Genomic DNA, 25,023 nt, shown 5'->3' with positions numbered 1-25,023 from the left:
GAGAACGAATTGAATACACAAAATTACAACAATCATGCACGTATGCACCCCATCTATCATTATGTACTTTCTTTGCTTGTCCTTGGAGGTCTTATCACAAGCATTGTCTATCTGTTTAAAGCAGAAGATAAGTTTCTAGGCGTGATATTAATTGTGATGGCACTCAGTCTGTTAGTGACGTTTGCTTTACTTCGCTTATATCCATTGAAAGCTCAAGATCGTGCGATTCGAGCAGAAGAGAACTTACGCTATTACGTATTAACAGGAAAGTTGTTAGATAAAAGACTTACTGCTGGGCAGATCGTAGCCCTTCGATTTGCACCAGACGAAGAACTTCCGCTTTTGGCCGAGAAAGCAGCAGTTGAAAACATGAAACCGAAGGAAATTAAACAAGCAATTACGAACTGGAAAGCAGATCATTATAGAATCTAAATGCAAAAAGACGCTGGGATTTGAGTCCATGCGTCTTTTTGTCTATTTTACATTAAAATATGGAAATAGATCTCCATAAAAATTATTTGAGAATACAAATTAACATTTTAAATTAAAGGTAATTTTGTAGTATAAAAGGGAGAGGGAATTACTTACGGAAAATTATATCGGGACTTTAATCATGGTTATAAGGATTCAAAATTCGATAAAAGATAAGATAGTTATTGAAATATCGTGTAAAAATATGGTAGTAATTGGTTTGGGTAGAAAATATTCCGTTGCTCTAACGTCACTCATACCAAGGGTTTTGATAGTGATAAGTAAATAGTATCAAAAATTTACAAATTTATGGTTTCGTTATTTCCATAATAGGGCAAATATAGGTGTATTTATCCATTTCTAATTGGAAGCAACCGATCTTAAAGATCGTTGTTTATAAATTTTAAAAAATAAGGGAGAGAAGAAAATGTCAGGAATTATTCGCGTTACACCAGCAGAGTTAGTAGATATGTCAGGTCGTTACTCCAATGAAAGTAGCCAAGTAGGAGAGCAAGTTTCACGCTTGAATGCAATGATCAGCCAATTAGAAGGTATGTGGGAAGGGGAAGCAAGTAAAGCTTTCAGCCAACAATATGAGGCATTAAAACCATCTTTCCTTCAAATGCAACAGTTGCTTGAAGATATCTCCGCTCAACTTAACAATACATCTAGAGCTCTAGAAGACGCTGATAACCAAATCGCAAGCCAAATTAGAGGGTAACCTTTTTAACTTTTGGTACTTTGTTTCATGGGGGCGCCTTCTTTATTAAAGGCGCTCTTCATTTTTTGAGGTGATGATTATGTACATTGAAGTTACCGTAGATTTAAAAAATTATACAGGGGAAGCGTTTGATCTTCGACTTTCAAACTTCCATACTGTTAAAAAAGTGATAGATATTGTTTGGCAAACAAAAGAAATTGACTCTCCGCCTAGAGACGGTTACTGGGTACGTGTGCCAAATAAAAATATTGTACTCTCCGGAAACCAAAAGCTAATAGAGAGTGGAATATTAACAGGTGATCGTTTTGAAATTCTTTGAGGGGGTCTAAGCAATGACCGAAAAAAATAAAACATATTTGGAACAAATCTTAGAATCCCAGATTAGTAGAGATGAGGATTCTATTACTTTTGCATTTCAAAAAGAAAAAATAAAACTAGATAACGTTATTGAAGTAGAACTTTTAAAAGAATTAGATTCAGACATCCAAAGGTCCATTATCGTTGATGAAAACGAGCTTAAGATTACTATCCTCCCCCACTCTAATTACCGGTATTTTCCCGAATTAACAAGTCAAAATGATAGAAGTAAATGGATGTTTGCGTTTCAACTAACAAAAAAAGTAAAAGAACACACATTGAATCGTTTACATTTGGTAGTATGTCCTGAAAACATAGTATTTGATCAAAGTTTATCACCAGCTTTCCTACATTATGGAGTGAAAGAAAGTATTCCTCCTTACGAAGCAGAGCATGAAAGAGTTTGGAAAGAGCTTAAAGCTACGATTGCTTTCTTAGTAGACGGTAAACATTCCTTTCATGATTACTTAAAGCTTCATGAAACCATCGAATTATCAACCATAGCAAAAGAGGTATTAGAAGTCGATGATTTGAATGGACTGTTACTTTTCATACAAAAAAAATTAAATGACATAGATGAAAAAGATAAATTAATGCTAAATATTCCACAAAAGAAATGGAAGTTTACACAATATGCATCATTAGGTTTATTGATATGTTTCATCCCAGCTATTGTATATACGATCTATTCCCTGTTCTTTTTACAGCCTAGACAAGAAGCTTTTGTTAACAGTAACGAACATTTTCTAGGTAAAGAATACAGTGAAGTCGTGGAAGTGATGTCTGATTATGATGTTGAAGATATGCCAAATGTGGTTCAGTACCAGTTAGCTTCATCTTACATAATCAATGAATCACTTACTGAAGAGCAAAAAGAAAATATACAAAACACCGTTTCCTTACAATCGGAACCTCTCTATTTTCAATATTGGATACATATCGGACGAGGGAATGCGAAGGAAGCGCTAGATATCGCCCGTTCTTTAGAAGATAAAGACCTTATTATGTTCGCACTTATCAAATATCGTGAAGAATTAAAATCTGATGATAAATTGAGCAGTGAAGAAAAACAGCAAAAAATTAAAGAAGTACAAGCTGAAATAGATGAGTATCTTGAAGAGCAAGAAGCAATTAAAGAAGAAGAAGAGAGACTTAAAGAAGAAGAAAGAAAAGCTGAAGAAGAAAAGGAAAAAGAACAAGAAGCAATGGAACAAAAGGCTAAGGAAGAAGCAGCAGCTGCTGAAAAGAAGCAAAAGCCTGCAACACCACCGAAACCGACCAATGCGAATTAGAGGGGGTGAAGTATGAGCACACTATGGGTGTTTTTTAATAAGAACTATCAGCAGATCAACTTGGATAACGAGTCTCTAAAATCGTTAACGATCGGTCCGAACATTTCAGATACTGTTACGGTTAGAAACTTTCCATTTACTAAGGGTCCTTTAACAATCAGTCGAGATAAGGAAGACATAGAGGTTTACCAAGATGGTAAAGTCATTGGTCCTGTGATGGAAGAGAATTTATTTCAGGTCTTGGATGGAAATCAAACATTACGAATCTACCTTACAAATGAGATCGAGATTCAACAGTCTTATTATATTGGCTATGAAAAAGAGTACATGTTTTCTGCAACAGGCTCGGAGGCAGATCTCACTTATCAATCCATAGAAAGCTTTGACCTTGAAGAGGTGTCATTCGTTCTTATTAAAACTAAAGAGAGATGGATGATTTCACCGGAAAAAGGTGAGCTTTATTTAAACGGTCATAAGATTAGTGGTCCTACAAAGTTTGAGGTAGGTGACCTTCTATTTTGGCCGTTCATGTCGGTTAAGTTAATGGATACAGACTTAATTCAAGTGATGAGTAGGAGAGAATTTACAACAAAACTACCTTTAGCCAAAAAGCCCGTTTCAGAAATGAGTAAGAAATATCCTAATTATCGAAGAACACCACGAATGGTTTTTGATCTCCCAGAAGATAAAGTGACAATGTCATTTCCATCACAAGAGGGCGAAAATCCAAATAGAGGTCTGTGGTTAATCATCATGCCTCCGCTATTAATGATGATTGTCATGGGCATTGTTGCAATCATTCAACCTAGAGGGATTTTTATAATCGTTTCAATGGTGATGTTTGCTACTACACTTGTAACATCCTCCGTTCAGTATTTTAAAGAACGCGGGAACTTCAAGAAAAGAAAGATTAAACGCCAGAAGGTTTACAACTTGTATCTCGATAACAAGAGAAAAGAACTCGAAGAGTTAGCGGAAAAGCAGAGGAATGTGCTTCAGTACCATTATCCGTCGTTTGAGCAGATGAAATATTACACAGAAGAAATATCAGATCGGATCTGGGAAAGAACACTTGAAAGCCATGATCTTCTTCAAATAAGAATAGGACTAGGAAACGTTCCTTCTAGCTATACGCTTTCTTTAAACAGTGGAGATATGGCAAATAGGGAAATTGATGACCTGCTAGAGCAATCGCAAAAGATGGAAAAGATATACCAAGAAGTTAAAAACGTTCCAATCACCGTTAACTTATCAAATGGAGCAATGGGTCTTATTGGGAAAGAATCAGTCATGAAGAATGAACTTCATCAGCTCATTGGCCAATTGGCATTTTTCCATAGCTATCATGACGTAAGGTTAATTTTTATTTTTAATGAAAAAGACTACAGCCAGTGGGAATGGGTTAAATGGCTGCCGCATTTTCAGCTGCCCAACTCTCATGCTAAAGGTCTGATCTATAACGAACAGACGAGGGATCAACTATTATCCTCAGTTTATGAATTGATTCGGGAGCGAGATTTAGATACGCACAGCCAAAAAGATAAAATCAGGTTTTCTCCTCATCTAGTCTTTATAGTACTCGATCAACAGTTGCTTTCAGAACATGTATTGCTTGAATATTTAGAGGGAGAATACTCTCACTTAGGAATTTCGGTAGTGTTTGCAGCAGAAACAAAAGAAAGTTTAACTGACAATATTCATACTCTTGTTCGTTACATCAACGAGGCAGAGGGCGACATATTAATCGAAGATAAAAAAGCTGTACAAATTCCTTTCAAACTTGATGCACATAAACAAGACGGAAATGAAAGATATGCAAGAACCCTGAAGACATTGAATCACCTTGTTGGAATGACGAATTCAATTCCAAACAGTGTTTCGTTTCTTGAGCTATTTGGAGCAAAAGAAGTTGTGGATCTGCCGATTCAGCACAATTGGACAACGAGAGAATCTTCTAAGTCACTTGCAGTACCAATAGGGTTAAAGGGTAAAGAAGATCTAGTTGAACTCAATTTGCACGAAAAAGCTCATGGTCCACATGGTCTTTTAGCAGGGACGACAGGGTCTGGTAAGAGTGAATTCTTACAAACTTATATCTTATCTCTAGCTGTTAATTTTCATCCTCATGAAGTTGCCTTTTTGTTAATTGATTATAAAGGTGGCGGAATGGCCCAACCGTTTAAGAATATGCCACATCTGTTAGGTACAATCACTAATATAGAAGGAAGCCGAAACTTTACTGCAAGGGCACTTGCTTCCATCAAAAGTGAGTTGAAAAGACGGCAAAGACTATTTGATAAATATGAAGTTAACCACATCAATGAATATACAAATCTGTATAAACGTGGTGAAACCAAAGAACCGATGCCGCATCTGTTTTTAATTTCTGATGAATTTGCTGAATTGAAAAGTGAAGAACCTGAATTCATTAAAGAATTAGTCAGTGCTGCGAGGATCGGAAGAAGTTTAGGTGTGCATCTTATACTCGCCACACAAAAACCAGGCGGGGTAATCGACGATCAGATTTGGAGTAATGCTCGATTTAAAATAGCTTTAAAAGTTCAGGATGCAGCAGATAGTAGAGAAATTTTAAAAAACGCTGATGCTTCTTCCATAACAGTGACGGGTAGAGGGTACCTTCAGGTCGGTAATAATGAAGTTTACGAATTATTCCAATCGGCTTGGAGTGGTGCGCCATACTTGGAGGAAAACGTTGTTAGTGAAGATGAAGTCGCACTTGTAACAGATTTAGGTCTGGTACCTTTATCCGGACTATCAACCGATTCTAAAAAGAAAAAGGATGCAGAAGCAGAAATAGATGTTATTGTTGATCGAATTGAAGAGCTGCAGAAGGAAATGGGAATTAAAAAGCTGAATAGTCCTTGGCTGCCTCCATTAAACAATCGTTTAATTCATAAAATAGAGTTTGAGGAAAAAGACTCTGATATTTATTTAGGTTTAGTAGACGAGCCTGAGAAACAGTCACAAACTCCTTATGTATACAAATTAATGGATGATGGAAACATTGGGATCTTCGGTTCTTCGGGTTATGGAAAGTCACATTCTGTTATGACAATTTTGTTATCCATGGCAACAAAGTTAAGTCCTGAGGAGTTACACTATTATCTGTTTGATTTTGGAAATGGGGCCCTTTTACCTTTAAAACAACTTCCTCATACGGCAGATTACTTCTTGATGGACGAAGAAAGAAAGATAGAAAAGTTCATGAGATTTTTAAAAGATGAAATAGCAGAACGTAAACAGCAATTTCAAAAAAGTGAAGTAAGCAGCATTAAAATGTACAACAAACTTCACGAGCAAAAGTTACCAATCATATTTTTAACGATTGATAACTTTGATTTAGTAAAAGAAGAGATGCCTGACTTAGAAATGCAGATGACTCAGTTTGCACGGGATGGACAAACGTTAGGGATTTATATGATTTTTACAGCTACAAGAATCAATTCGGTTAGACAGTCTCTCATGAACAACTTAAAAACTAAGATCGTGCATTATTTAATGGATCATTCAGAATCGTATACTGTTCTTGGTAAGGTGCCATTTTCGTTAGAGCCTATCCCTGGAAGAGCGATTATCAAGCGAGAAGAAGCATATTTCTCTCAAGTTTATCTGCCAACTCGGGGCGATGACGATTATGAACTATTAGAAAATATGAAACAAGATATTATGGGGATTGTTGAAAAGTACCAAGATAGTACGAGTCCTGAAGCAATACCAATGCTGCCTTCTGAACTAACGATGGTGAATTTCACCCAATATACAAAAGGAAATCAAAGGCCAGGTATATTACCAATTGGGCTTGACGAAGAATTTGTGCAGCCGGTCTATATGAATTTCCTTAAGAATAAGCATTGTTTAATTGTGGGACAAACGCAAAAAGGAAAAACAAATGCATTAAGAGTTATGCTAAATACCATTTTGCTTCAAGATACAGAAACGATAGGTTTGTTTGATTCAGTGGATCGTGGACTTTCCAATTATGTTGGAGAAGAAAAAGTCGTGTATCTCGAAACGAAAGAACAAATTTCTGCGTGGCTAGATCAAACAGAAGAAGTACTCAAGCTCAGAGAGAGGGAATATGTAGAAGCTTTATCAAAAGGCACAACATTGAATCAAACTTTTACCCCTTTATACTTTGTAGTTGATGGGTACTCTAGGTTCCTTCAATCAACAGATAGTCTCCTTCAAGATCGATTATCTAAGTACATGAAAAATTACAGTCATCTCGGATTTAATGTTATTGTCTCAGGAAACAACAACGAAATCACAAAAGGTTTTGACTTGTTCACGAATGAGATCAAGCAAATACGCCAAGCGCTCGTATTAATGAAAAAATCGGAACAAAGCCTGTTTACCTTACCTTATAACAGGAAAGAAGAAGATGTTCATGCAGGGTTCGGTTATTACGTAGAAAATGGAAAAGAAACAAAAATTCAAATTCCTCTAAGTGTCATCGAAAGGAAGATATACACATGATGAACTCATGGAAATATAGGATAAAGATGCTTCTGGCTGTGGCTATTATTCTAGTATTCCCCCAACTGTTTATGAACTTTTTGGGAGAGAATCCTATGGAAGTAAAAGCTAACGGGACCCGTTCTATAGCAATTGTAAATGAAGATCTCGGTTCAGAAGAAGAGGAGAATCAATTACAGTTAGGCAGGGAAGTTCCAGCTATTCTAAAAGACGGATCCGACTATAAGTACACAGTTATCAGCAGAAGTGCAGCAGATAGCGGTCTTAAAAACAAGAAATATGATGCTGTTGTTTATATTCCTTCAAACTTTACTTCTAATGTTATGACATATGATGAAAAGCAGCCTACTAAAGCTGATTTTCAATATACAGTTCAATCGCAGTTAACTGCTGTAAATAAAGAAAAAATATTACGTGAACTGGATTATGCAGGTAATCGATTAAATAAACAAATGACATCGCTTTATTGGAACTATGTCTCTCAAGATATGAAAAAGGTTAGAACAGAGTTTGACCGTATATTGGAGAAAGAGATTGAATTCCAAACAACCATGATTAGTTTTTATAAGCCTAGTTCTGGTGAACTTGCTGGAGAGCTAGAAAGACAAAAAGATATGCTCGTTCAGCTTCAATCAAGTATGAAGCAAGCGGACGATTCGTCTGCACAAGGAAGTAATAATCTAAAGCAATTTGAGCAAAATTTAACGTCTTTTGTTACCTATGTTGAACAGTATAAAAACTATCAATCTGAGCAACAGCTTCTATTAGGAGAAGCTCAGCAAACAAATCTACAATCCATTCAGGCAGGTAAGGAAAGCTTAGTTAATAAACAAGCTGAAACCAACCAGTACTTCCGTGAACAAGGTGATTATTTTGTAACGAGTATGAATTCTATGAACGACTTACTGGAAGGAAATAATCAGTCTATTGCTAATCTAAACGACGAGAGAATGAAACAAGTTGAACGTCAAATAACTGATATGAAGGTTATCCACAACGATTTACTAGATGCCTTTATCCTTCAGCAGAAACAATCAACACTAGCTAAGTTAGAAGAGAAGATAAAAGCAACTCGTGGTCAAGTAGGTGGAGGTAATCCAGGTGGTGGTGGACAACCTGGAACACCAGGCACTCCTGGTCAGCCGAATCCAGCAGATCTTACTGAAGAATTAGGCGAATTACAATTAATTAGCCAAAAAACTTCAGAGATCATTGAGATGTTAAAGCTTGTTCCGGATCCTAAACCCGAAAATGTTAATAAAGCAATAAATGAATTAACGAACTTAAATAACCGAGTAATTGCAGTCAAAGGAAAGATTGAGTCAAAATCCAATCAGTCTGGTTGGAAGCAGGAGTACGATAAGTTAAAAATTGCTTACGATCAACTTCTTTCTAACTATCAGAATGTGATTAACACAAGTTCGTTGAATGATGAGTTTTTCAATCTATATAAACAAATCAATAAAAAAGAACAAGAAATTTTAGGTTTAAACAATAGTCTTGCAGGTCTGTTTAGTACACCTCTTACAATTAACTCTTTTGATGGTACCCTTGCCTACTATGCTTTACTTTCTGACTATCACGCGACCTTAGTGGGGGCTGAGAATGATAATAAGGAAACTGTACTAGCTAATGAAGATTTTAATAAGAGAGTAGAACAGACTTTGGGTGTGAATGGTGAAGAACAAGAGAAGTGGGATGCTGTAAATGGTTCATTCCCAACTACACAAGAGGAGATGGAAGGATTAGGGAATTCGTTTTCTCAGTTTAAAGAGAATTATCAACTTACATTAGAAGACCAACAGCAAGCATTAATGAGTGACATCGGTTCAATTGAAGAAAGTGCAAATACTGTATTAGTAAAGTTACAAGAGATGCAAATGAGTGAACCTGAACAAGCTGGGGAAGGTTCTTTGTTAGTAACAAATCAGCAAAGCATCAGTCAAGAGATTAGTATGATTGATACTTTAATGGACTCTTTGAGTGAAAGACAAACATCAGTCGTAAATTATACAGGTGATCTACAAACAAAAGTAAGCAGTGTACAGAACGATGCAAGTGTCTTAAATGAGAAATGGACAACAAATGTAGAATCTACCAAGTTAGTAAGAGATGATGTATTTGATGTACTCGGTAATACTTACTTAGATGGGCAAAGTAATGGGTATGTATATGATTACTTAGCTAATCCATTAAAAGTTTCGGGTGATAATCCACAGGTAGATTCACAAGCAGTTAAAGCTGTACCGCCAGTGGCAATTCTTATCGTCATTTTAATCAGTAGTTTACTAATAGGCTATTTCAGTTACTATTTTAGCCCGCTTCCATTTTTAGTGAAAAATTCAGTTTTCGGGTTGTTGAACTTGATCGTAGGTCTTGTTATTAGTTTGTTTGGGTTAGAGATCTACTCATTATCAAATACAAATTCGATTCAGTTTTCTGTTTTCACAATACTATTACTTACAGCTGCATCAACCTTAGTACGCTCAGCGTTTAATGTTGGTCAATTTATTGGATGGATTGCTAGTGTAGGTCTAATCTTATTCTTTGTTAGCCCATTACTTGCTCTAGCAGCACCTAACTTCCAATATGAAGATCCAATGTCTGCTGTATATCTGTCCATACAATATGGTGCGGATAATGATTATTTGATAGGCTGTTTCTTCTTAGTTGGATTAATTGTCGTATTGTCGTTAATTCCATATGCCGTTCAATTATGGAAGAAACCATCTAAGAAAACAAATACGGATCAGGCGCATGAAGCTTATTAAAAAAACTTTATTGATCATCATTCTATTTCTTGTATGTCTTGGACCAGAAACAGTGTTTGCAGGTGCAAGCATTAAAGAATTAGCACCAAATCTATATGAAGAAAATCAGATTAAAGAGAGCACAGAATATCTCCAAGAGGAATCACTGTCTGGAAAGAAAAAGCGTCTTCCGGAAGAGCAGAAGGATTTAACGTTTACGAAGACGGCAGATAACCAATTGGAAGATTTGCAAGAAGGATTGTTTGATCAATCTGTTAAGGTGGATAATAGTACGGCATCTAAAGCTAAAACGATGGGACTATTCGCTGCTGGAAGAGAAGATAATCTATCAGCTGTCGATGATGGGGAAGAGCAGAATAAGGATACAACAGGATTTTCAATATCGGTGATCTATTCTGCCTTAATCATTCTAGGCGTTGCGTTATTATTAGCGCTACTCATACCTGGTATGAGAAAAAACATAACAACAATAAACAGTCATCCTTAATAAAAAAGCTAGCTCTTTCGAGGTGAATCTAACCCCTTCAAAGTGCTAGCTTTCTTTTTATGTTAAACCGTCTTTCGCTCGATCAATCGTACCTGAACCTCTTCATGTGCTGCTTCCTGACCATTCATTGCTTGCTGAAAAAGTTTTTCTCCTACTTCAACAAAAGGGATCTCAAGTGTTGTAATATGCATAACCCTTGAGATGGGTTGATTATCAAAGCTCATGATTGCGAGGTCGTCTGGAACGGCTAGGCCGTTTTCTCTGCAACCTGTCAGGATTCCAGCGGCTACTTGATCGCTTGTGACAAGTAGAGCGGTCGGACGATTTTTCATGTCCAATAGATGCTCTGCTACGTTAACACCATCTTCAACATCAAAACGATTTGTGAAGATGTAACTTGGTTCATAACTTAGAGCCTTGCTTGTTAAGAAATCTTTATAAGCAGCATCTCTCTGGCTGCTGTTAGTACCTGTCTGCCTCCCGATCGTATAGCCGATCTGTTGATGCCCTTTTTTGTATAAATAATGGAGAGCCATGGTAAATGTTTTATAATGATCAATAAATGTAGAGGAAATCTTATTGTTTCTTGAATCTTCACAAAGGACGATAGGGCCATACACGCTATAACTTTCAATGACGTGCCATGCACAGATCCTCGAACAGATAATCAGTGCATCGATCTGCTTGTCTTCAAGCATCCTCAAAGCTTCCATTTCTTTTGTTTCTTCATAGTTCGTTTGAATAAGAACAAGCTTATAATTATGATCTAATGCGGCATTCGCGATTCCTTCAATCAAAAGACCAAAGTAAGGATGGTAAGAGAACGGAACAACTACACCGATTAGATGAGTTTTTCCTTTGCTCAAATGAACGGCGTTAATGTTACGGTGATAGTTAAATTTTTTCATAGCAGCTTTTACAGCAGATGCTTTTTCCTCGCTAACATATGGATGATTATTGATTACACGAGAGACTGTCGTAACAGAAACACCAGCCAACTTCGCTATATCTCTAATATTGGTCATGCCTTCACCTTTTCTCTTCAAAAGTTTTTCTTGCTCTGAAACGCGTTTCATACCATACCCTTTGCATATATACAAAAGGAGGTATGCCTTGTGGTGATATTAACCGGCATCGTCAGTCTTATTTTCATGTGTGTCTCTATTCTATACCTTTCATGGTTTACTATTTCACTTCACGAAAAAAGTGTGCTCCCCAAAAAGAAACAGGACAAGCAGGATTATTTTCGCTATTTATTTGATGTGTATGGTGACTAACTTATGAATTTATTGTAGTAACATCTGTAAACTTGTTCAACTCCATTGCCGAATTCAGTCACAATCAGTTAAACTGTAAAAATATTAACGCTCTACTTTTGGGTAGAATGATGGTAAGTAATATATTGGAGAGTATGCTTAATGGAAATGGAGAAACAAGAAACCTACGATATCATGGCAGTCTGTTTATTAGCAGGCAAAATTATGCTGCAAAGCGGAGCAGAAACGTACCGGGTAGAGGATACGATGATGCGTATCGCTTCTTCTTTTGGTGCTTATCAATCACATCCCTATGTAACACCAACGGGCATTCTTTTTTCTGTAGAGGGTAACGAGCCAACGAAGACAAAGTTGATTCGGATCGTTGAACGGACAACAGATCTAGAAAAGGTAGCTCAAGTGAATGGTATATCACGTAGGATCAGTGCTGGTGAATTTACGATTGAACAAGCATATAAAGAGTTAAAAAAGATCGGTGAATCAGGTTCTCCTTATTCTCTATGGATCCATGTTTTAGCAGCAGCTGTCTCTTCAGGCTGTTTCTTAATCATGTTTCAAGGAGAATGGAGAGACTTTTTCCCGGCTTTTATAACAGGTGGACTTGGGTTCTTGTCCTTGCTGTATTTTCACCAGCTTGTCCCGATAAAATTTTTCTCAGAGTTTTCTGCCTCCCTTTTAATTGGATTACAAGCTCTCTTCTTTGTTTCGACAGGGATAGGCGGTGAGTTGGACAAGATAATTATTGGGTCCGTTATGCCTTTGGTACCGGGGTTGCTGATTACGAATGCTGTTCGTGATTTAATGGCAGGGCACCTTATTTCTGGACTGGCTAAAGGCGCAGATGCTTTTTTAACAGCATTTGCGATAGGTGCAGGAATTGCTGTTATCTTTTCATTTTTTTAAGAAGGAGCGTTCACGATGACAATTGTTGAACAGATTATTACGAGTTTTATTGCGTCAGCAGCGTTTGTTATCATTTTTAATGGTCCAAAACGCTCCCTTTTTCACTGTGGTCTAGTAGGAATGATCGGGTGGATCTTCTACTTCTTATTAGAAACAAATGGGGTAGACATGGTGTTAGCAACAGTTATCGCATCGTTTACGATCGCTATCGCCTCACAATACTTTGCCAAAAAGTATAAGACACCCGTTATTATATATAGTGTAGCTGGCATCATTCCTTTAGTACCCGGGGGTATTGCATACAATGCGATGAGAAGCTTCGTCGAGAATGATTATAATCTCGCCATTAATCTAGCTGCAAAAGCCTTTATGATCTCAGGGAGTATAGCTATTGGTCTTGTTTTCTCTGAAGTCATCAACCAGATTATCCGGAAATCAAAGCTTAAGACGATTGTAAACAAAACGCACTAAATAATAGACAGTTTTTAAACCATCTGGTCATCAGATGGTTTTTTTGTTGCACAATTTTTCATACTTATATTCTACTATTTTTTTCTGGATTTTTGAGATTCAACTAGGAACTGTACACGACAAAAGATACAAATGTCCATACTGGAAAGAATTTTATCTTGTTTTCTTACCATGACTAACTTCATAATAAGAAAAAACCGTAAATGATTTTGGCGTTTCTAGTCACAATTTGTAATCATATATGATTTATCTTATAATTACAAATAGAGAAAATTTTCAGTCAAATACAAGGGGGTAAAGTTTTGAACAGCTTTGAAACGTTTGTAGGAGATGCAGTGGCGATTCTATGGAGTCAGCCGATGATTTATTTTTGTTTAGGCGTAGGGCTATTATTTTCAATTTTAACGAGATTTTTGCAAGTTCGTCACTTTAAAGAAATGATCAAACTTATGATGGAAGGAAAAAGTTCTAAAGCGGGGGTTTCTTCATTCCAAGCTTTGGCGATTGCGTTATCTGGCCGAGTAGGAACAGGTAACATTGCAGGAACAGCTACAGCGATCGGCTTTGGTGGCCCTGGTGCGGTTTTCTGGATGTGGATGATCGCGTTTATCGGTGCATCAAGTGCTTTTGTTGAATCAGCACTTGCGCAAGTTTATAAAGTAAAACAGGACGGGGAGTACCGAGGTGGTCCTGCTTATTATATTGAAAAAGGCATCGGGTGGAAATGGTACGGAATCATTTTTGCGGTATCCGCTCTAGCTGCTATGGCGCTGCTTATGCCAGGTATCCAATCTAACTCAATTGCTGCAGGACTTGATAATGCTTTTAACATCAATCCATCCATAACGGGTATTTTCTTAGTTGTGATATTAGCCGCTATTATTTTTGGTGGTGTTAAAAGGATTGCCAATGTAGCACAGTATGTTGTTCCATTTATGGCAATTGGTTATGTGCTTGTTTCACTAATCATCGTTGCTTTTCATATCCCTCAGATTCCTGAAGTCCTTTCTTTAATTTTCAGAAGCGCGTTCTCTTTTGATTCAGCATTTGGAGGGATTGTAGGTTCAGCGATCATGTGGGGCGTTAAGCGTGGAATCTATTCAAACGAAGCGGGTCAAGGTACTGGGGCTCACCCAGCTGCAGCTGCAGAAGTATCGCATCCTGCCAAACAAGGACTGGTACAAGCATTCTCTGTATACATTGACACTTGGCTGGTATGTACTGCAACAGCATTCATGATTCTCTTTACAGGCATGTACAACGTTCAAAATGAAGCGGACAAGTCGTTTATTGTCGAGAACATTCCTAACGTAGAAGCGGGTACAGCTTTTACACAAGAGGCGATTGAATCAGTGCTTCCTGGATTCGGTTCAGGTTTTGTAGCAGTTTCCCTATTTTTCTTTGCTTTTACAACGATTATGGCGTATTACTATATTGCGGAAACGAATATCGCCTACCTCATGAGAGGCCGTAATAACAAAATCCCAATGTTCTTGCTTAAGATTGTTTTGTTAGGAACAACGTATTACGGGGCTGTGAAAACTGCAGACTTAGCTTGGGCGCTAGGAGATCTTGGTCTAGGAATCATGGTTTGGCTGAACTTAATTGCCATACTCATACTAGCAAAGCCTGCACTTCGTGTTTTAAAAGATTACGAGGAACAGAAGAAAGCGGGGCTTGATCCTGTTTTCGATTCAACCAAACTAGGCATTAAGAATGCAGAGTATTGGGAAGGCGGATATAAGGAAGCACAAGGTAATAATGAAGAGAAAGTATCATAATAATTGATTTTGAACAGGCTGTTTGTAGCAGCCTGTTTTTTATGTGGTTTAAATAGGGAGCTTTACAGGAATTCTTATTAAAAAGATGTTTTGGTGTACTTTGTTGGTTTTGGAAGTAGTTGATTTCCGCTCCAGGTTGCTCGCTTTCCGCGGGGCGACCGGTGAGCCACTTGCCGCTTTGCGCCTCTAAGTGTCTCACCTGACCGCTCGTCCCGCAGGAGTCTCGCCACCTTGCGCTTCAATCAACTTGCAAGGAAGAGAACAAGAGAATATCCTAAAGCAACAATTTTTTAGGAAAGAGCTTATTAAAATGTGTTTTCGTATACTTTGGTGCATTTAAAAGTAATTGATTTCCGTGTTCAGTTACACTTTCTTTCCAAGGAGAGTCATTCAAGCTACCTACCGCAATTAGCTGTTGTATGGGGTACGCAATCTAAGCTTCGATAACGTAGTCACAAAGAATAAGATTAACCAGTTATTATGAATGTAAAAAAATACAAAACAAGAGTGGAGGCAGACCTTTGATTGAACTACTTAAAAAAGGAAATAAATCGTCCGGCATTGCCGCATTAGGAAACACAGTACTTGCTATTGCTAAAGGAATTGCTGCTGCAGTCAGCGGAAGTGGTGCCATGTTTGCGACAACTCTGCATTCAGCTGCAGATGCACTAAATCAGGCGTTTGTATTTTTCGGAAGTGCTCTTTCTGAAAAGGAACCTACTAAGCGATTTCCTGCAGGTTTTGGTCGCGTGGTGAATCTGTTCGTTTTAGTAGCTGTAATCGTGGTTTCTATCATGGCTTACGAAACGATTTTAAAAGGGTGGAAGCTTATACAAGATCCACAATCTTCAACGAATCTATTATTAAATATATCAATTATGATACTAGCGATCTTGGTTGATGGCTTTATCCTCATAAAGGCGATGAAGGAGATTGTTCACGAGACGAGAAGTGATGCAAAAGGATTCGGGATCGTAAAGGAATCTTTTAAGAATGTTGCTTTAGCTGCACCCCCAACCCGCTTAGTTTTTTATGAAGACTTAATCGCGACTTCTGGGGCTTTGTTAGCACTTATATCTATCGTATTAGCAGACTTAACCGGAGCATATATATTAGATGGTATCGGAACATTATTGATAGGAATCCTTCTCGTTGTTGTAGCATTTAAGTTAGGAATCGAAAACACGCGAGGACTGATTGGAGTTGCAGCCCCAAAAGTAGTTGAAGACCGTATTGCGAATATGATTCTTTCAGACCAGGATGTCGTGGATATTAAAGAACTACGAATTTTGCAAGAAGGCCGAAGATACCATGTAGAAAGCTATATTGAACTTAAAGAAGGATTTACTCTGGCAGACGCAGATGATATAAAGTATCGGGTGAGAGATAAGCTTTTAGAAGATACAGACATTGGTGATGTTACGATGGGAATATTAGAAACTGACCATGTGAAAACGTGGCCAAAGAAGGCAGAAATTGAAGTGAACGGAAAAGAAGATAATACAGAAAAGACCCGCTGAACAAATAGGCGGGTTTTCTTTTTACTAAAAAATAGGATAAGAAGTCGAAATAGTTAAATATTTTTAAGAAAAAGGATAAAATACTAATAGATGGTTAAGTTTGTTAAACATCGGTGACGTTCGGGGGATAAATTATGTGGAAAGTATTTTCGTATTTAAAAGCATACCGTGTCGCAATCGGAGTTGCTTTATTTTTAACGTTAACTGAACTTGGGGTTGAACTTCTGCAGCCATTGATCATGGCTAAGATTATTGATGATGGCATCTTGAAGAGCGACTTGAGTGTAATAAAGTACTGGGGAGCTGTCATGTTTGGGCTGGCTCTAGTCGCATTTGCAGCAGGAATTGCGAATTCGTTCTTCTCAGCACATGTTAGTCAGAACTATGGTTTTGATATTAGACGGCGTGTATTTGAGAAGGTGCAGTCTTTTTCTTTTGTGAATTTCAATAAGTTCCCTGCCTCGTCGTTAATAACACGAATGACAAATGATGTGACGCAACTTCAGAATACAGTATTTATGAGTTTGAGGATCATGCTTCGAGCACCACTATTACTAGCCGGTGGTGTGATCATGTCTTTAATCGTGAACTGGAAACTGGCTTTAGTGCTAGTGGTTATATTACCGTTCTTGTTATTTTTCTTAAAATGGGTTCTCCAAACGGCTGGCAGTATGTTTAGAGATGTGCAAGATAAGCTCGATGGTGTGAATCGTGTCATGCGTGAAAATCTAATGGGAATGCGACTGATTAAAGCGTTCTTACGGAGAGATTTCGAGAAGAATCGCTTTGAACAAGCGAGTGGAGAGTTGAAGGAAAAAACAGTCTTCTCTCTTCGTTTGATCGAAGTATCGATTCCTGTCTTATTGTTTGTCATGAATATTGGAATTCTGTTTATTCTTTGGTTCGGCAGCAGACAGGTGAGTATGGGGTCAATTGAAGTAGGAGAGGTGGTAGCGATCGTAAACTACTCATTCCGTATTTCCTCTGTACTAACAATAATATCGTTTATTATTATGGCTTTCTCACGTGCAAAAGCATCTGCACAGCGAATCGGAGAAGTGCTAGATACAGAGATAGACCTCGTTGAATCTCAAGATACAGACCACTCTCTGAAGATAGGTAACGGAGCAGTCGAATTTAAAAAAGTTTCTTTTCACTATCCAGGAAGTGATGTTCCGGTTCTAAGAAATCTTTCTTTTTCAGTAAAACCAGGAGAGACGCTAGCGATTCTTGGTTCAACTGGTTCAGGTAAGACCTCACTCTTTCAGCTCGTACCGAGGCTTTATGATGTAACAGAAGGTGAAGTACTAGTTGATGGAAAAAATGTAATGAACTATCCGATCGAAACCTTGCGAAAAGGTATTGGAGTGGTTCCTCAAGAAGCTGTTCTGTTTACCGGATCAATTTCAGAGAATATAGGTTGGGGTAAAGAGGAAGCTACTTCTGATGAGATCATATCTGCAGCCGTTGATGCACAAATTCATGAGACTGTGGAAAAATTACCGAATCAATATGATACTCGAGTCGGCCAGCGTGGTGTAAACCTTTCTGGTGGACAGAAGCAGCGCTTGTCTATTGCAAGAGCACTCGTTCGTAAGCCAAAAATACTCATGCTTGATGATAGTACGAGTGCATTGGATTTAAAAACAGAAGGAAAGCTGTTAAAAGCGTTAAGAACATATTCTTGTACAACGTTTATTATTACGCAAAAAATTAGTACAGCGATGGAAGCTGATCATATTTTGCTTTTAGACGATGGAGCTGTTGAAGCATGGGGTACTCACGAAGAACTGTTGAATACCTCACCGTTATATGTAAAAATCGTTCAATCACAGTTTGGGGAGGAGGACTTTCAGCATGTCAAAGGATTCAAACAGACCTCATCCACATAATCATTTATTTGGAAAAAAAGTAAAACCGAAAAATTGGGCAAGTACCATTAAACGAATCGGAAGCTACTTTTCTGATCAAAAATTTCTGCTTAGTCTAGTCTTGCTTATGGTCATCATAAGCTCGGCTTTAAGTTTACTCGGGCCATTTCTGATCGGTATGGCTATAGACTCGTATATTGTCAAAGAAAATATAGAAGGACTAAACAAACTTTTATTAGGTCTTATCTTTGTTTTTGTAGGACAATCTCTTTCTACTTGGCTGCAAAACTATTGGATGATTGGAATTGCGCAAGATACCGTGTTAAAAATGAGAAATGATCTGTTTAACCAGTTTCATCGATTATCGATTTCCTTTTTTGATAAACGTCAACATGGTGAACTGATGAGCCGTGTGACGAATGATATAGAAAACGTCAGTTCCACGTTGAACAGTTCGTTTATTCAAGTGTTCTCAAGCATACTCACCCTCGTTGGAACAGTGGGTGTCATGATCTATTTAAGTCCGATACTGACGTTGATCTCTTTATCTATCGTGCCACTCATGTTCTTTGGGTTAAAGTGGATTACGAAAAGAACAGGCGCTCGGTTTAAAGAACAACAAAGAAATCTGGGTGAGATCAATGGTTATATTGAAGAGATCACTTCTGGCCAGCGCATTGTAAAATCATTTTCGCAGGAAAAAAGAGTGATGGAAGAATTTATGGCTAAGAACGAACGGTTGAGAGAGTCTGGATATTGGGCGCAGACTTTCTCAGGCTTTATTCCGAAATTGATGAACGTGCTTAACAATGGAAGCTTTGCGTTAATAGCGGGAATAGGCGGCGTACTTGCGTTGAATGGGAAAGTATCGATCGGTGTAATCGTTATATTCGTTGAGTATTCTAGACAATTTACAAGACCGCTCAATGATTTAGCCAACCAATTTAATACGTTATTGTCTGCCGTTGCTGGTGCGGAGAGAGTCTTTGAAATCCTGGATGAATCACAAGAGGAGATGGATGAAACAGGTGCTACTGAACTGTCTGCTGTAAAAGGTAAAGTAGAGTTTCGAGATGTTTCTTTCTCTTATGAAAAGGATGAGAAAACTGTGAGCGACTTGAGTTTTTCCGTAAATGAAGGAGAGACGGTAGCGTTAGTAGGACCGACCGGTGCAGGCAAGACAACTATCGTAAATCTGCTTTCCAGGTTTTACGAGAGCGATAGCGGTCAGATCTTGATTGATGGACATGATATTAAAAAAGTGAAAAGGAGCTCGCTTCGAAGTCATATGGGGTTTGTTCTTCAAGATTCTTTTTTGTTTGAAGGAACAATCCTTGAGAATATTCGGTACGGACGGTTGAATGCTACGGATGAAGAAGTAGTGAATGCTGCAAAGCTAGCGAATGCTCATTCTTTCGTTCAGAAGCTGCCTAAAGGATATAAAACGATACTGAACCAAGAAGGTAGCGGCATCAGTCAGGGACAAAAGCAGCTTCTTTCTATTGCAAGAGCAATTTTAGCGGATCCGTCACTACTAATCTTAGATGAAGCGACTAGCTCTATTGATACGATAACTGAGATGAAGATACAAGAAGCGTTGCAGCGTCTTATGCAGGGTAGAACGAGCTTTGTGATCGCACATCGATTGAACACGATTCAACAGGCTGACCAAATTTTAGTCCTTCACGATGGTGGTATTCTCGAAAAAGGGACACACGAGGAGTTACTCAAAAACAAGAAATTCTATCATTCTCTATATCATAGTCAATTAAAACAAGATGCTTGATCGGAGGATGAGGTTAGGAAATGAGGCTTTAGTCATAATAAAAAGGGCGATTCTTGAAGGGATTGCCCTTTTTTTGTCGTATTGATAGAGCATAAGACACTCGGACTAAGGAGTATAGAATGATTGTTGAGAAGCTGCTTTTACATGTATTAATTGTTCTTGCGCCCGTATTAAGCTATAGCTTTTTGTTCGAACATCGAAAGATAGGAAGATCACCCTATTTCTTAGGCTTGTTATATGGAGCAGCTGCATCGCTCTGTATGTATTTTGCTTATTATGATTCATCGCTGTACTGGGATTTGAGGTATGTTCCTGTCGTTCTTTCTATTTTTTATGGTGGTCCTATATCTGGAATGATAACGATTGCTGCCCTTATGCTGACTAGAACCGCTATGGGTGGTGAAACCCTATTTTTAGCGTATATTGTCGCAGTTGTTTCTTGTGCTGTCCCTTTTCTTATCTATAACTGCTTCTGGAAATCTAACCCCAAAAAGAGAGTTTATCTTTCGATTATCACAGGGTCATGGCCAGCACTTGTACAATTGATCATCCTGTTAATTTATCTATATTTTAATGAAAACTTTTTAGTGTTTGATCAAAAATTAGTACTATACATATGTGTGTTCGGAACCATTCAAATCTTAGCTGTGGTCTTCGCAGCTGTATTAAATGAATCTGTCATTGAAAGAAACTTGATGAAGGATGAGATCAGGCGTTCTGAAAAGCAGCATACGCTCGGTGAACTCGCGGCATCCATCGCACATGAAGTTCGTAATCCCTTAACCGTTGTAAAAGGATTTCTTCAGTTGATGGAAGGGGAAGACGAGCGGCATAAGCATTACTATCCACTCATCTTAAGTGAATTAGGCAGAGCGGAAAATATCATCAGCGACTATTTAAACTTTGCCAAACCTGAATTTAAAAAGATTGAAACATTTCCACTTCCTTTATTAGTCATGGAATTAAGTATCCTTTTAAATCCTTATGCGTTAAAGGAAGGAATTTCGCTCACACACACTATTGAATCAGATGCTGTATTAACAACGGACCGAAATCAGTTAAAACAAGCACTAATAAATATTTTAAAGAATGCAGTAGAGGCAACGCCAAAAGAAGGGCGTGTGACAATAAAACTAATAGAAGAGGATGACGCTGTTAAGATTATCGTGAGGGATACCGGTAAAGGAATGACAAAAGAACAGCTCGCGCGTGTGGGTTCTCTTTTCTTTTCTACGAAAGAGCAAGGCACTGGTTTAGGGACGATGGTATCTACGCGAATCATTGAATCGATGGGAGGAAGAGTTGATTATGCGAGCAAGTTAGGGAAAGGTACAAAAGTTAGTGTCACGCTGCCCCTCACACATCTTCTTAGTAGAGAAACGGTTTAAAAACCATAAAAAAGGGGAAAATGCTGAGAAGAGGTGAAGCAGCATGGATAACTTTATGTCTGAACTCTTTAAGTTTTTTGGAGGCTTCCTGAATGTCAGCTTATTATTAGTTGTCATTATTGTTATATTGATTGTGCGCCAAGCTAGAAAGAAAAAGCCAAAAAATGAAGAAGAAGACTATCTTAATCACAAAGAAAAACATTCAAAAGAATGATGTTCAGAAAGCCTGTAGAATCTACAGGCTTTTTTGGTCATTTGTCGCATTTTATGTTTTATGTTTAAAGTTTATTTTATTTAACTGTTTGGGAAGGTTTTCTATTTTTTTCGTCGAAGTTACATACACACCATATGTGAAGAAGCACACATCAATGAATCTTTTTTTGAGTGTGCTTTTTAATATCTTTTAAATTTGCCAATTGTAGAACTCGCATCGTATAATTTTTGTATAATATTTTGTATATAGTTTGTAAAAGTAGAAGGAAGGTATGCATGTATGAAATCAGTAGCTGTAATTGGTGCTGGTCCTGGTGGTTTAACTGCAGGAATGCTTTTAGCCAGTAAGGGATATCAAGTGACAGTATACGAAAAACAACCGTTCATCGGTGGGCGTACTTCTGCTTTTCATCAAGATGGTTATACGTTTGATAGGGGTCCAACCTTTTTAAATATGCCTCACATCTTGGAGGAAATGTTTCAGCTTGCCGATCGACGCTTAGAAGATTATATCGAGTTGAAAAGACTTGAACCAATGTATCAGCTGAAATTTAAAGATGCAACGATTGATTCTACAACTGATCAATCTGTCATGTATAAAAATATTGAAGCTGTCTTTCCTGGCAATGGTGAAGGCTATCGACGTTTTATGAAGAAAGAAAAAGAGAAGTTCGAAGCACTCATGCCCATCTTACAAAATAAGCATGATTCTTTGTTGGATTATTTACAGCTTAAATTTATAAAAGCTTTGCCGAAGTTAACGGTGACAGATTCATTACACGATCAACTTTCAAAGTATTTCTCTGATGAAAGACTCCGACTCGCATTTACGTTTCAGGCAAAATATTTGGGCATGTCTCCTTGGGAATGTCCGGGTGCGTTTACGATTCTTTCTTATATGGAACACGCATACGGAGTTTATCACCCTGTAGGCGGTGTGAACAAAATTACAGAGGCAATGGTTAAAGTGATTAAAGAGTACGGTGGTGAAGTAGTAACTTCATCAGGTGTAAAAGAACTTATTATTGAAAAAGGCAGAGTGAAGGGACTTCAACTCGATTCAGGTGAAAAAGTGTTTGCGGATGAAGTAGTAGTTAATGCGGATTTTGCTCATGCAATGGAAAAGTTGCTGCCTAAAGGATCTACAAAAAAATATACGAGCGACAAACTAATGAAAAAGAGCTATTCTTGTTCTGCTTTTATGCTTTACGTTGGTGTGGATAAGAAGTACGACCTTCCACATCATACGATCGTTTTTTCTGAAGATTATCGTAAGAATGTTGAAGAGATTACGAAGAAGAAGATTCTGTCTCAAGATCCTTCCATCTATATTCATAATCCTTCTGTAACAGATCCAACTCTTGCTCCTGAAGGGAAATCAGCGCTTTACATCTTAGCTCCTGTTCCTAACAATTTTAGCTTGATCGATTGGGAGCATCATAAGCATGATTTTAAAAAGCTAGTTCTAGAGCAGCTTCAAGAACGAACTGATTTTAAAGATTTGGAACAGCATATTGAAACAGAATATATGTTTACGCCGCTAGATTGGGAAAACAAACTCTCAGTTTATAAAGGAGCAACGTTTAACCTAGGTCATCAATTAACCCAAATGATGTACTTCAGGCCACATAATAAACAAAAAGAAATAGAAGGATTATGGCTAGTTGGCGGTGGTACTCATCCGGGAAGCGGTCTTCCTACAATCATGGAATCTGCCCGTATCACAACAACCATGATGGCAGAGAAACATGACGCAATGGGGGTTCGATCCGTATGAATGCTGGAATTGTTGGCGGAGGTATTGGTGGCTTAATTACAGCACTTTACTTAAGGAAACAAGGTAAAGAGGTAACGATTTATGAGAAAAGTTCCAGACTGGGTGGCAGGCTGAACTTTTTTGAAAAAGAAGGTTATAAAATTGATAGCGGTCCTACTATCGTTCTTCTTCCTGAAATGATTTATGAGATCTTAAGTGAGGTTGGTATAGAGCGCGATGAGCTAGAGCTTATCTTGTGCAGTCCGATGTATAAGTTGAACTATCCAGACGGCTCTCATTTTTATAAAACGAGTGACTTGCCCGGACAGCTGAATGAAATTAGCAGAATGTTTCCAGGAGAAGAGCAAGGGTTCTTACGTTACGTAACGGATATGTACGAGCGTTTTCATCAAGGGAAAACGGCCTTCTTAGATCGTTCATTTGTAAACCGAAGGGATTTCTGGACACCGAAAAACCTACACACACTTACAAAACTAAAAGCTTATCAATCTGTAAAAAAATTAGCAGAAGCGTATTTCAGTCATCCGAGAATGCAGGAAGCTTTTTCGTTTCAAACTCTGTATATCGGAGGATCGCCTGAAAACTCACCAGCCATGTATTCGCTCGTACCATTTAGTGAACATGCTCACGGAATCTGGTATGTAAAAGGCGGATATGGAAGTGTTGTAGACTTGCTCCAAAGAAAGCTAGTCGAACAAGGTGTGGAGATCCGTTTGAGCACCCCTGTAGAAGCGCTGTCGTTGCAAAGCAACTCGTGTAACGGGGTTGTGACAAAAGAAGGCACTCATCTGCATGACATGGTCATTTATAATGGTGATTTCCCAGGCATTCACCATCTTATTCCAGGGTCAAAGCCAGTCAAGAAAAACTATGAATCTTCTTCTGGTTGCTTTCTTTTGTACCTTGGACTAGACAGAATATTTGATGAAGCAGATGTTCATCAGTTCTTTATGACTGATCACTTTGATGAACATATGCAAGAAGTGTTTTTACAAAAGAAGTTGCCTCGTGATCCGGCCATTTACACGTTCTATCCTTCAAAAATAGACCCAACACTCGCACCAGAAGGAAAAAGCGTATTATACGTACTTGTTCCGGTTCCTTCAGGAGACACCGTAGATTGGGAGTCAGAGAAACATAGTTATGCAGATTTTATTATTAATTCTTTGGAAAAACGAGGATATCCAGGGCTGAAGGATTCTATCGTGTGGAGCGAAATTCGCACACCAAACGATGCACTCACAGATGGGCTTTACCAAGGAGGCAGTTTTGGTATTGCTCCTACTTTAAAACAATCTGGTGTGTTTCGGCCACAGATCAAACCTCTTCCATATGAAAATCTGTACGCGGTAGGTGCATCGATCCATCCAGGTGGAGGAGTTCCCATCGTTATGCAGAGTGCAAAACATCTAGCCAAATATCTTGAAAGGGCGTGAAACA

The 25,023-nt window shown here is 38.1% G+C and carries 18 protein-coding genes; 17 read left to right on the top strand and 1 reads right to left on the bottom strand.

What is annotated here, in order from left to right; all coding sequences use genetic code 11:
• The first annotated feature begins 9 nt into the window (after positions 1-9).
• The 7 genes from FS458_RS18280 to essA all read left to right on the top strand — a co-directional run bounded on the left by FS458_RS18280 (position 10) and on the right by essA (position 10,596).
• Complete coding sequence (locus FS458_RS18280) at positions 10-432, top strand: DUF6526 family protein (RefSeq protein ID WP_144704145.1); 423 nt, start codon at positions 10-12, stop codon at positions 430-432.
• A gap of 466 nt (positions 433-898) precedes the next feature.
• On the top strand, positions 899-1,192 hold the full coding sequence (locus FS458_RS18275; protein ID WP_137791490.1) for a WXG100 family type VII secretion target: 294 nt from the start codon (positions 899-901) through the stop codon (positions 1,190-1,192).
• Positions 1,193-1,271: 79 nt separating this feature from the next.
• A complete protein-coding gene (locus FS458_RS18270; protein WP_144704142.1) occupies positions 1,272-1,511 on the top strand; it encodes an EsaB/YukD family protein in 240 nt (79 codons plus the stop codon).
• Positions 1,512-1,524: 13 nt separating this feature from the next.
• Positions 1,525-2,841 (top strand): type VII secretion protein EssB, encoded by a 1,317-nt coding sequence (gene essB, locus FS458_RS18265; protein ID WP_144704139.1) that lies wholly within the window; start codon positions 1,525-1,527, stop codon positions 2,839-2,841.
• Between the two features lie 12 nt (positions 2,842-2,853).
• A complete protein-coding gene (gene essC / locus FS458_RS18260) occupies positions 2,854-7,338 on the top strand; it encodes a type VII secretion protein EssC (protein ID WP_144704136.1) in 4,485 nt (1,494 codons plus the stop codon).
• Entirely contained in the window at positions 7,335-10,109 is a 2,775-nt protein-coding gene (gene esaA, locus FS458_RS18255; protein ID WP_144704133.1) for a type VII secretion protein EsaA, read from the top strand. The genes essC and esaA overlap by 4 nt, the downstream gene beginning before the upstream one ends.
• The gene (gene essA, locus FS458_RS18250; RefSeq protein ID WP_186320650.1) at positions 10,096-10,596 is read left to right on the top strand and encodes a type VII secretion protein EssA; all 501 of its coding nucleotides are present in this window, start codon (positions 10,096-10,098) and stop codon (positions 10,594-10,596) included. The genes esaA and essA overlap by 14 nt, the downstream gene beginning before the upstream one ends.
• Positions 10,597-10,658: 62 nt before the next feature.
• On the opposite strand, the gene FS458_RS18245 is transcribed toward essA, so the two are convergent.
• The gene (locus FS458_RS18245; RefSeq protein WP_144704503.1) at positions 10,659-11,621 is read right to left on the bottom strand and encodes a LacI family DNA-binding transcriptional regulator; all 963 of its coding nucleotides are present in this window, start codon (positions 11,619-11,621) and stop codon (positions 10,659-10,661) included.
• A gap of 393 nt (positions 11,622-12,014) precedes the next feature.
• Between FS458_RS18245 and FS458_RS18240 the strand changes: the two genes are divergently transcribed.
• From FS458_RS18240 to FS458_RS18200, 10 genes are all read left to right on the top strand, one after another.
• Positions 12,015-12,776, top strand: a complete 762-nt coding sequence (locus FS458_RS18240; protein ID WP_144704128.1) for a threonine/serine exporter family protein — start codon at positions 12,015-12,017, stop codon at positions 12,774-12,776.
• A 15-nt stretch (positions 12,777-12,791) separates the two neighbouring features.
• Positions 12,792-13,247, top strand: a complete 456-nt coding sequence (locus tag FS458_RS18235; protein ID WP_137791495.1) for a threonine/serine exporter family protein — start codon at positions 12,792-12,794, stop codon at positions 13,245-13,247.
• Between the two features lie 359 nt (positions 13,248-13,606).
• Positions 13,607-15,028, top strand: coding sequence for an alanine/glycine:cation symporter family protein (locus tag FS458_RS18230; protein ID WP_144704500.1), 1,422 nt, complete (start codon positions 13,607-13,609; stop codon positions 15,026-15,028).
• Between the two features lie 521 nt (positions 15,029-15,549).
• Positions 15,550-16,548, top strand: a complete 999-nt coding sequence (locus tag FS458_RS18225; protein ID WP_144704125.1) for a cation diffusion facilitator family transporter — start codon at positions 15,550-15,552, stop codon at positions 16,546-16,548.
• Between the two features lie 134 nt (positions 16,549-16,682).
• On the top strand, positions 16,683-18,440 hold the full coding sequence (locus tag FS458_RS18220) for an ABC transporter ATP-binding protein (protein ID WP_144704122.1): 1,758 nt from the start codon (positions 16,683-16,685) through the stop codon (positions 18,438-18,440).
• Positions 18,406-20,205, top strand: a complete 1,800-nt coding sequence (locus tag FS458_RS18215) for an ABC transporter ATP-binding protein (protein WP_144704119.1) — start codon at positions 18,406-18,408, stop codon at positions 20,203-20,205. Before FS458_RS18220 ends, FS458_RS18215 begins: the two co-directional genes overlap by 35 nt.
• A gap of 119 nt (positions 20,206-20,324) precedes the next feature.
• Positions 20,325-21,593: an ATP-binding protein gene (locus FS458_RS18210; protein ID WP_144704116.1), complete on the top strand. Its 1,269-nt coding sequence runs from the start codon at positions 20,325-20,327 to the stop codon at positions 21,591-21,593.
• Positions 21,594-21,636: 43 nt separating this feature from the next.
• Entirely contained in the window at positions 21,637-21,807 is a 171-nt protein-coding gene (locus FS458_RS20860) for a hypothetical protein (RefSeq protein WP_186320649.1), read from the top strand.
• Between the two features lie 279 nt (positions 21,808-22,086).
• Complete coding sequence (locus FS458_RS18205; RefSeq protein WP_144704113.1) at positions 22,087-23,583, top strand: phytoene desaturase family protein; 1,497 nt, start codon at positions 22,087-22,089, stop codon at positions 23,581-23,583.
• Positions 23,580-25,019, top strand: coding sequence for a phytoene desaturase family protein (locus tag FS458_RS18200; RefSeq protein WP_144704110.1), 1,440 nt, complete (start codon positions 23,580-23,582; stop codon positions 25,017-25,019). Before FS458_RS18205 ends, FS458_RS18200 begins: the two co-directional genes overlap by 4 nt.
• Positions 25,020-25,023 lie beyond the last annotated feature (4 nt).

This window comes from Fictibacillus phosphorivorans (genome assembly GCF_007673525.1).
GTDB classification, from domain to species: domain Bacteria; phylum Bacillota; class Bacilli; order Bacillales; family Fictibacillaceae; genus Fictibacillus; species Fictibacillus phosphorivorans_C.
The sequence above is the reverse complement of the archived record's forward strand: the minus strand, read 5'-3'. Positions and strand labels throughout refer to the sequence as shown.

Excerpts from the sequence above, each read along its gene's own strand:
- essC (WP_144704136.1), top strand. The coding sequence starts at position 2,854 with ATGAGCACACTATGGGTGTTTTTTAATAAGAACTATCAGCAGATCAAC.
- FS458_RS18235 (WP_137791495.1), top strand. The coding sequence starts at position 12,792 with ATGACAATTGTTGAACAGATTATTACGAGTTTTATTGCGTCAGCAGCG.
- FS458_RS18240 (WP_144704128.1), top strand. The coding sequence starts at position 12,015 with ATGGAAATGGAGAAACAAGAAACCTACGATATCATGGCAGTCTGTTTA.
- FS458_RS18245 (WP_144704503.1), bottom strand. The coding sequence starts at position 11,621 with ATGACCAATATTAGAGATATAGCGAAGTTGGCTGGTGTTTCTGTTACG.
- FS458_RS20860 (WP_186320649.1), top strand. The coding sequence starts at position 21,637 with ATGGATAACTTTATGTCTGAACTCTTTAAGTTTTTTGGAGGCTTCCTG.
- FS458_RS18215 (WP_144704119.1), top strand. The coding sequence starts at position 18,406 with ATGTCAAAGGATTCAAACAGACCTCATCCACATAATCATTTATTTGGA.
- essA (WP_186320650.1), top strand. The coding sequence starts at position 10,096 with ATGAAGCTTATTAAAAAAACTTTATTGATCATCATTCTATTTCTTGTA.
- esaA (WP_144704133.1), top strand. The coding sequence starts at position 7,335 with ATGATGAACTCATGGAAATATAGGATAAAGATGCTTCTGGCTGTGGCT.
- FS458_RS18210 (WP_144704116.1), top strand. The coding sequence starts at position 20,325 with ATGATTGTTGAGAAGCTGCTTTTACATGTATTAATTGTTCTTGCGCCC.
- FS458_RS18220 (WP_144704122.1), top strand. The coding sequence starts at position 16,683 with ATGTGGAAAGTATTTTCGTATTTAAAAGCATACCGTGTCGCAATCGGA.
- FS458_RS18270 (WP_144704142.1), top strand. The coding sequence starts at position 1,272 with ATGTACATTGAAGTTACCGTAGATTTAAAAAATTATACAGGGGAAGCG.
- FS458_RS18230 (WP_144704500.1), top strand. The coding sequence starts at position 13,607 with ATGATTTATTTTTGTTTAGGCGTAGGGCTATTATTTTCAATTTTAACG.
- FS458_RS18200 (WP_144704110.1), top strand. The coding sequence starts at position 23,580 with ATGAATGCTGGAATTGTTGGCGGAGGTATTGGTGGCTTAATTACAGCA.
- FS458_RS18205 (WP_144704113.1), top strand. The coding sequence starts at position 22,087 with ATGAAATCAGTAGCTGTAATTGGTGCTGGTCCTGGTGGTTTAACTGCA.
- essB (WP_144704139.1), top strand. The coding sequence starts at position 1,525 with ATGACCGAAAAAAATAAAACATATTTGGAACAAATCTTAGAATCCCAG.
- FS458_RS18275 (WP_137791490.1), top strand. The coding sequence starts at position 899 with ATGTCAGGAATTATTCGCGTTACACCAGCAGAGTTAGTAGATATGTCA.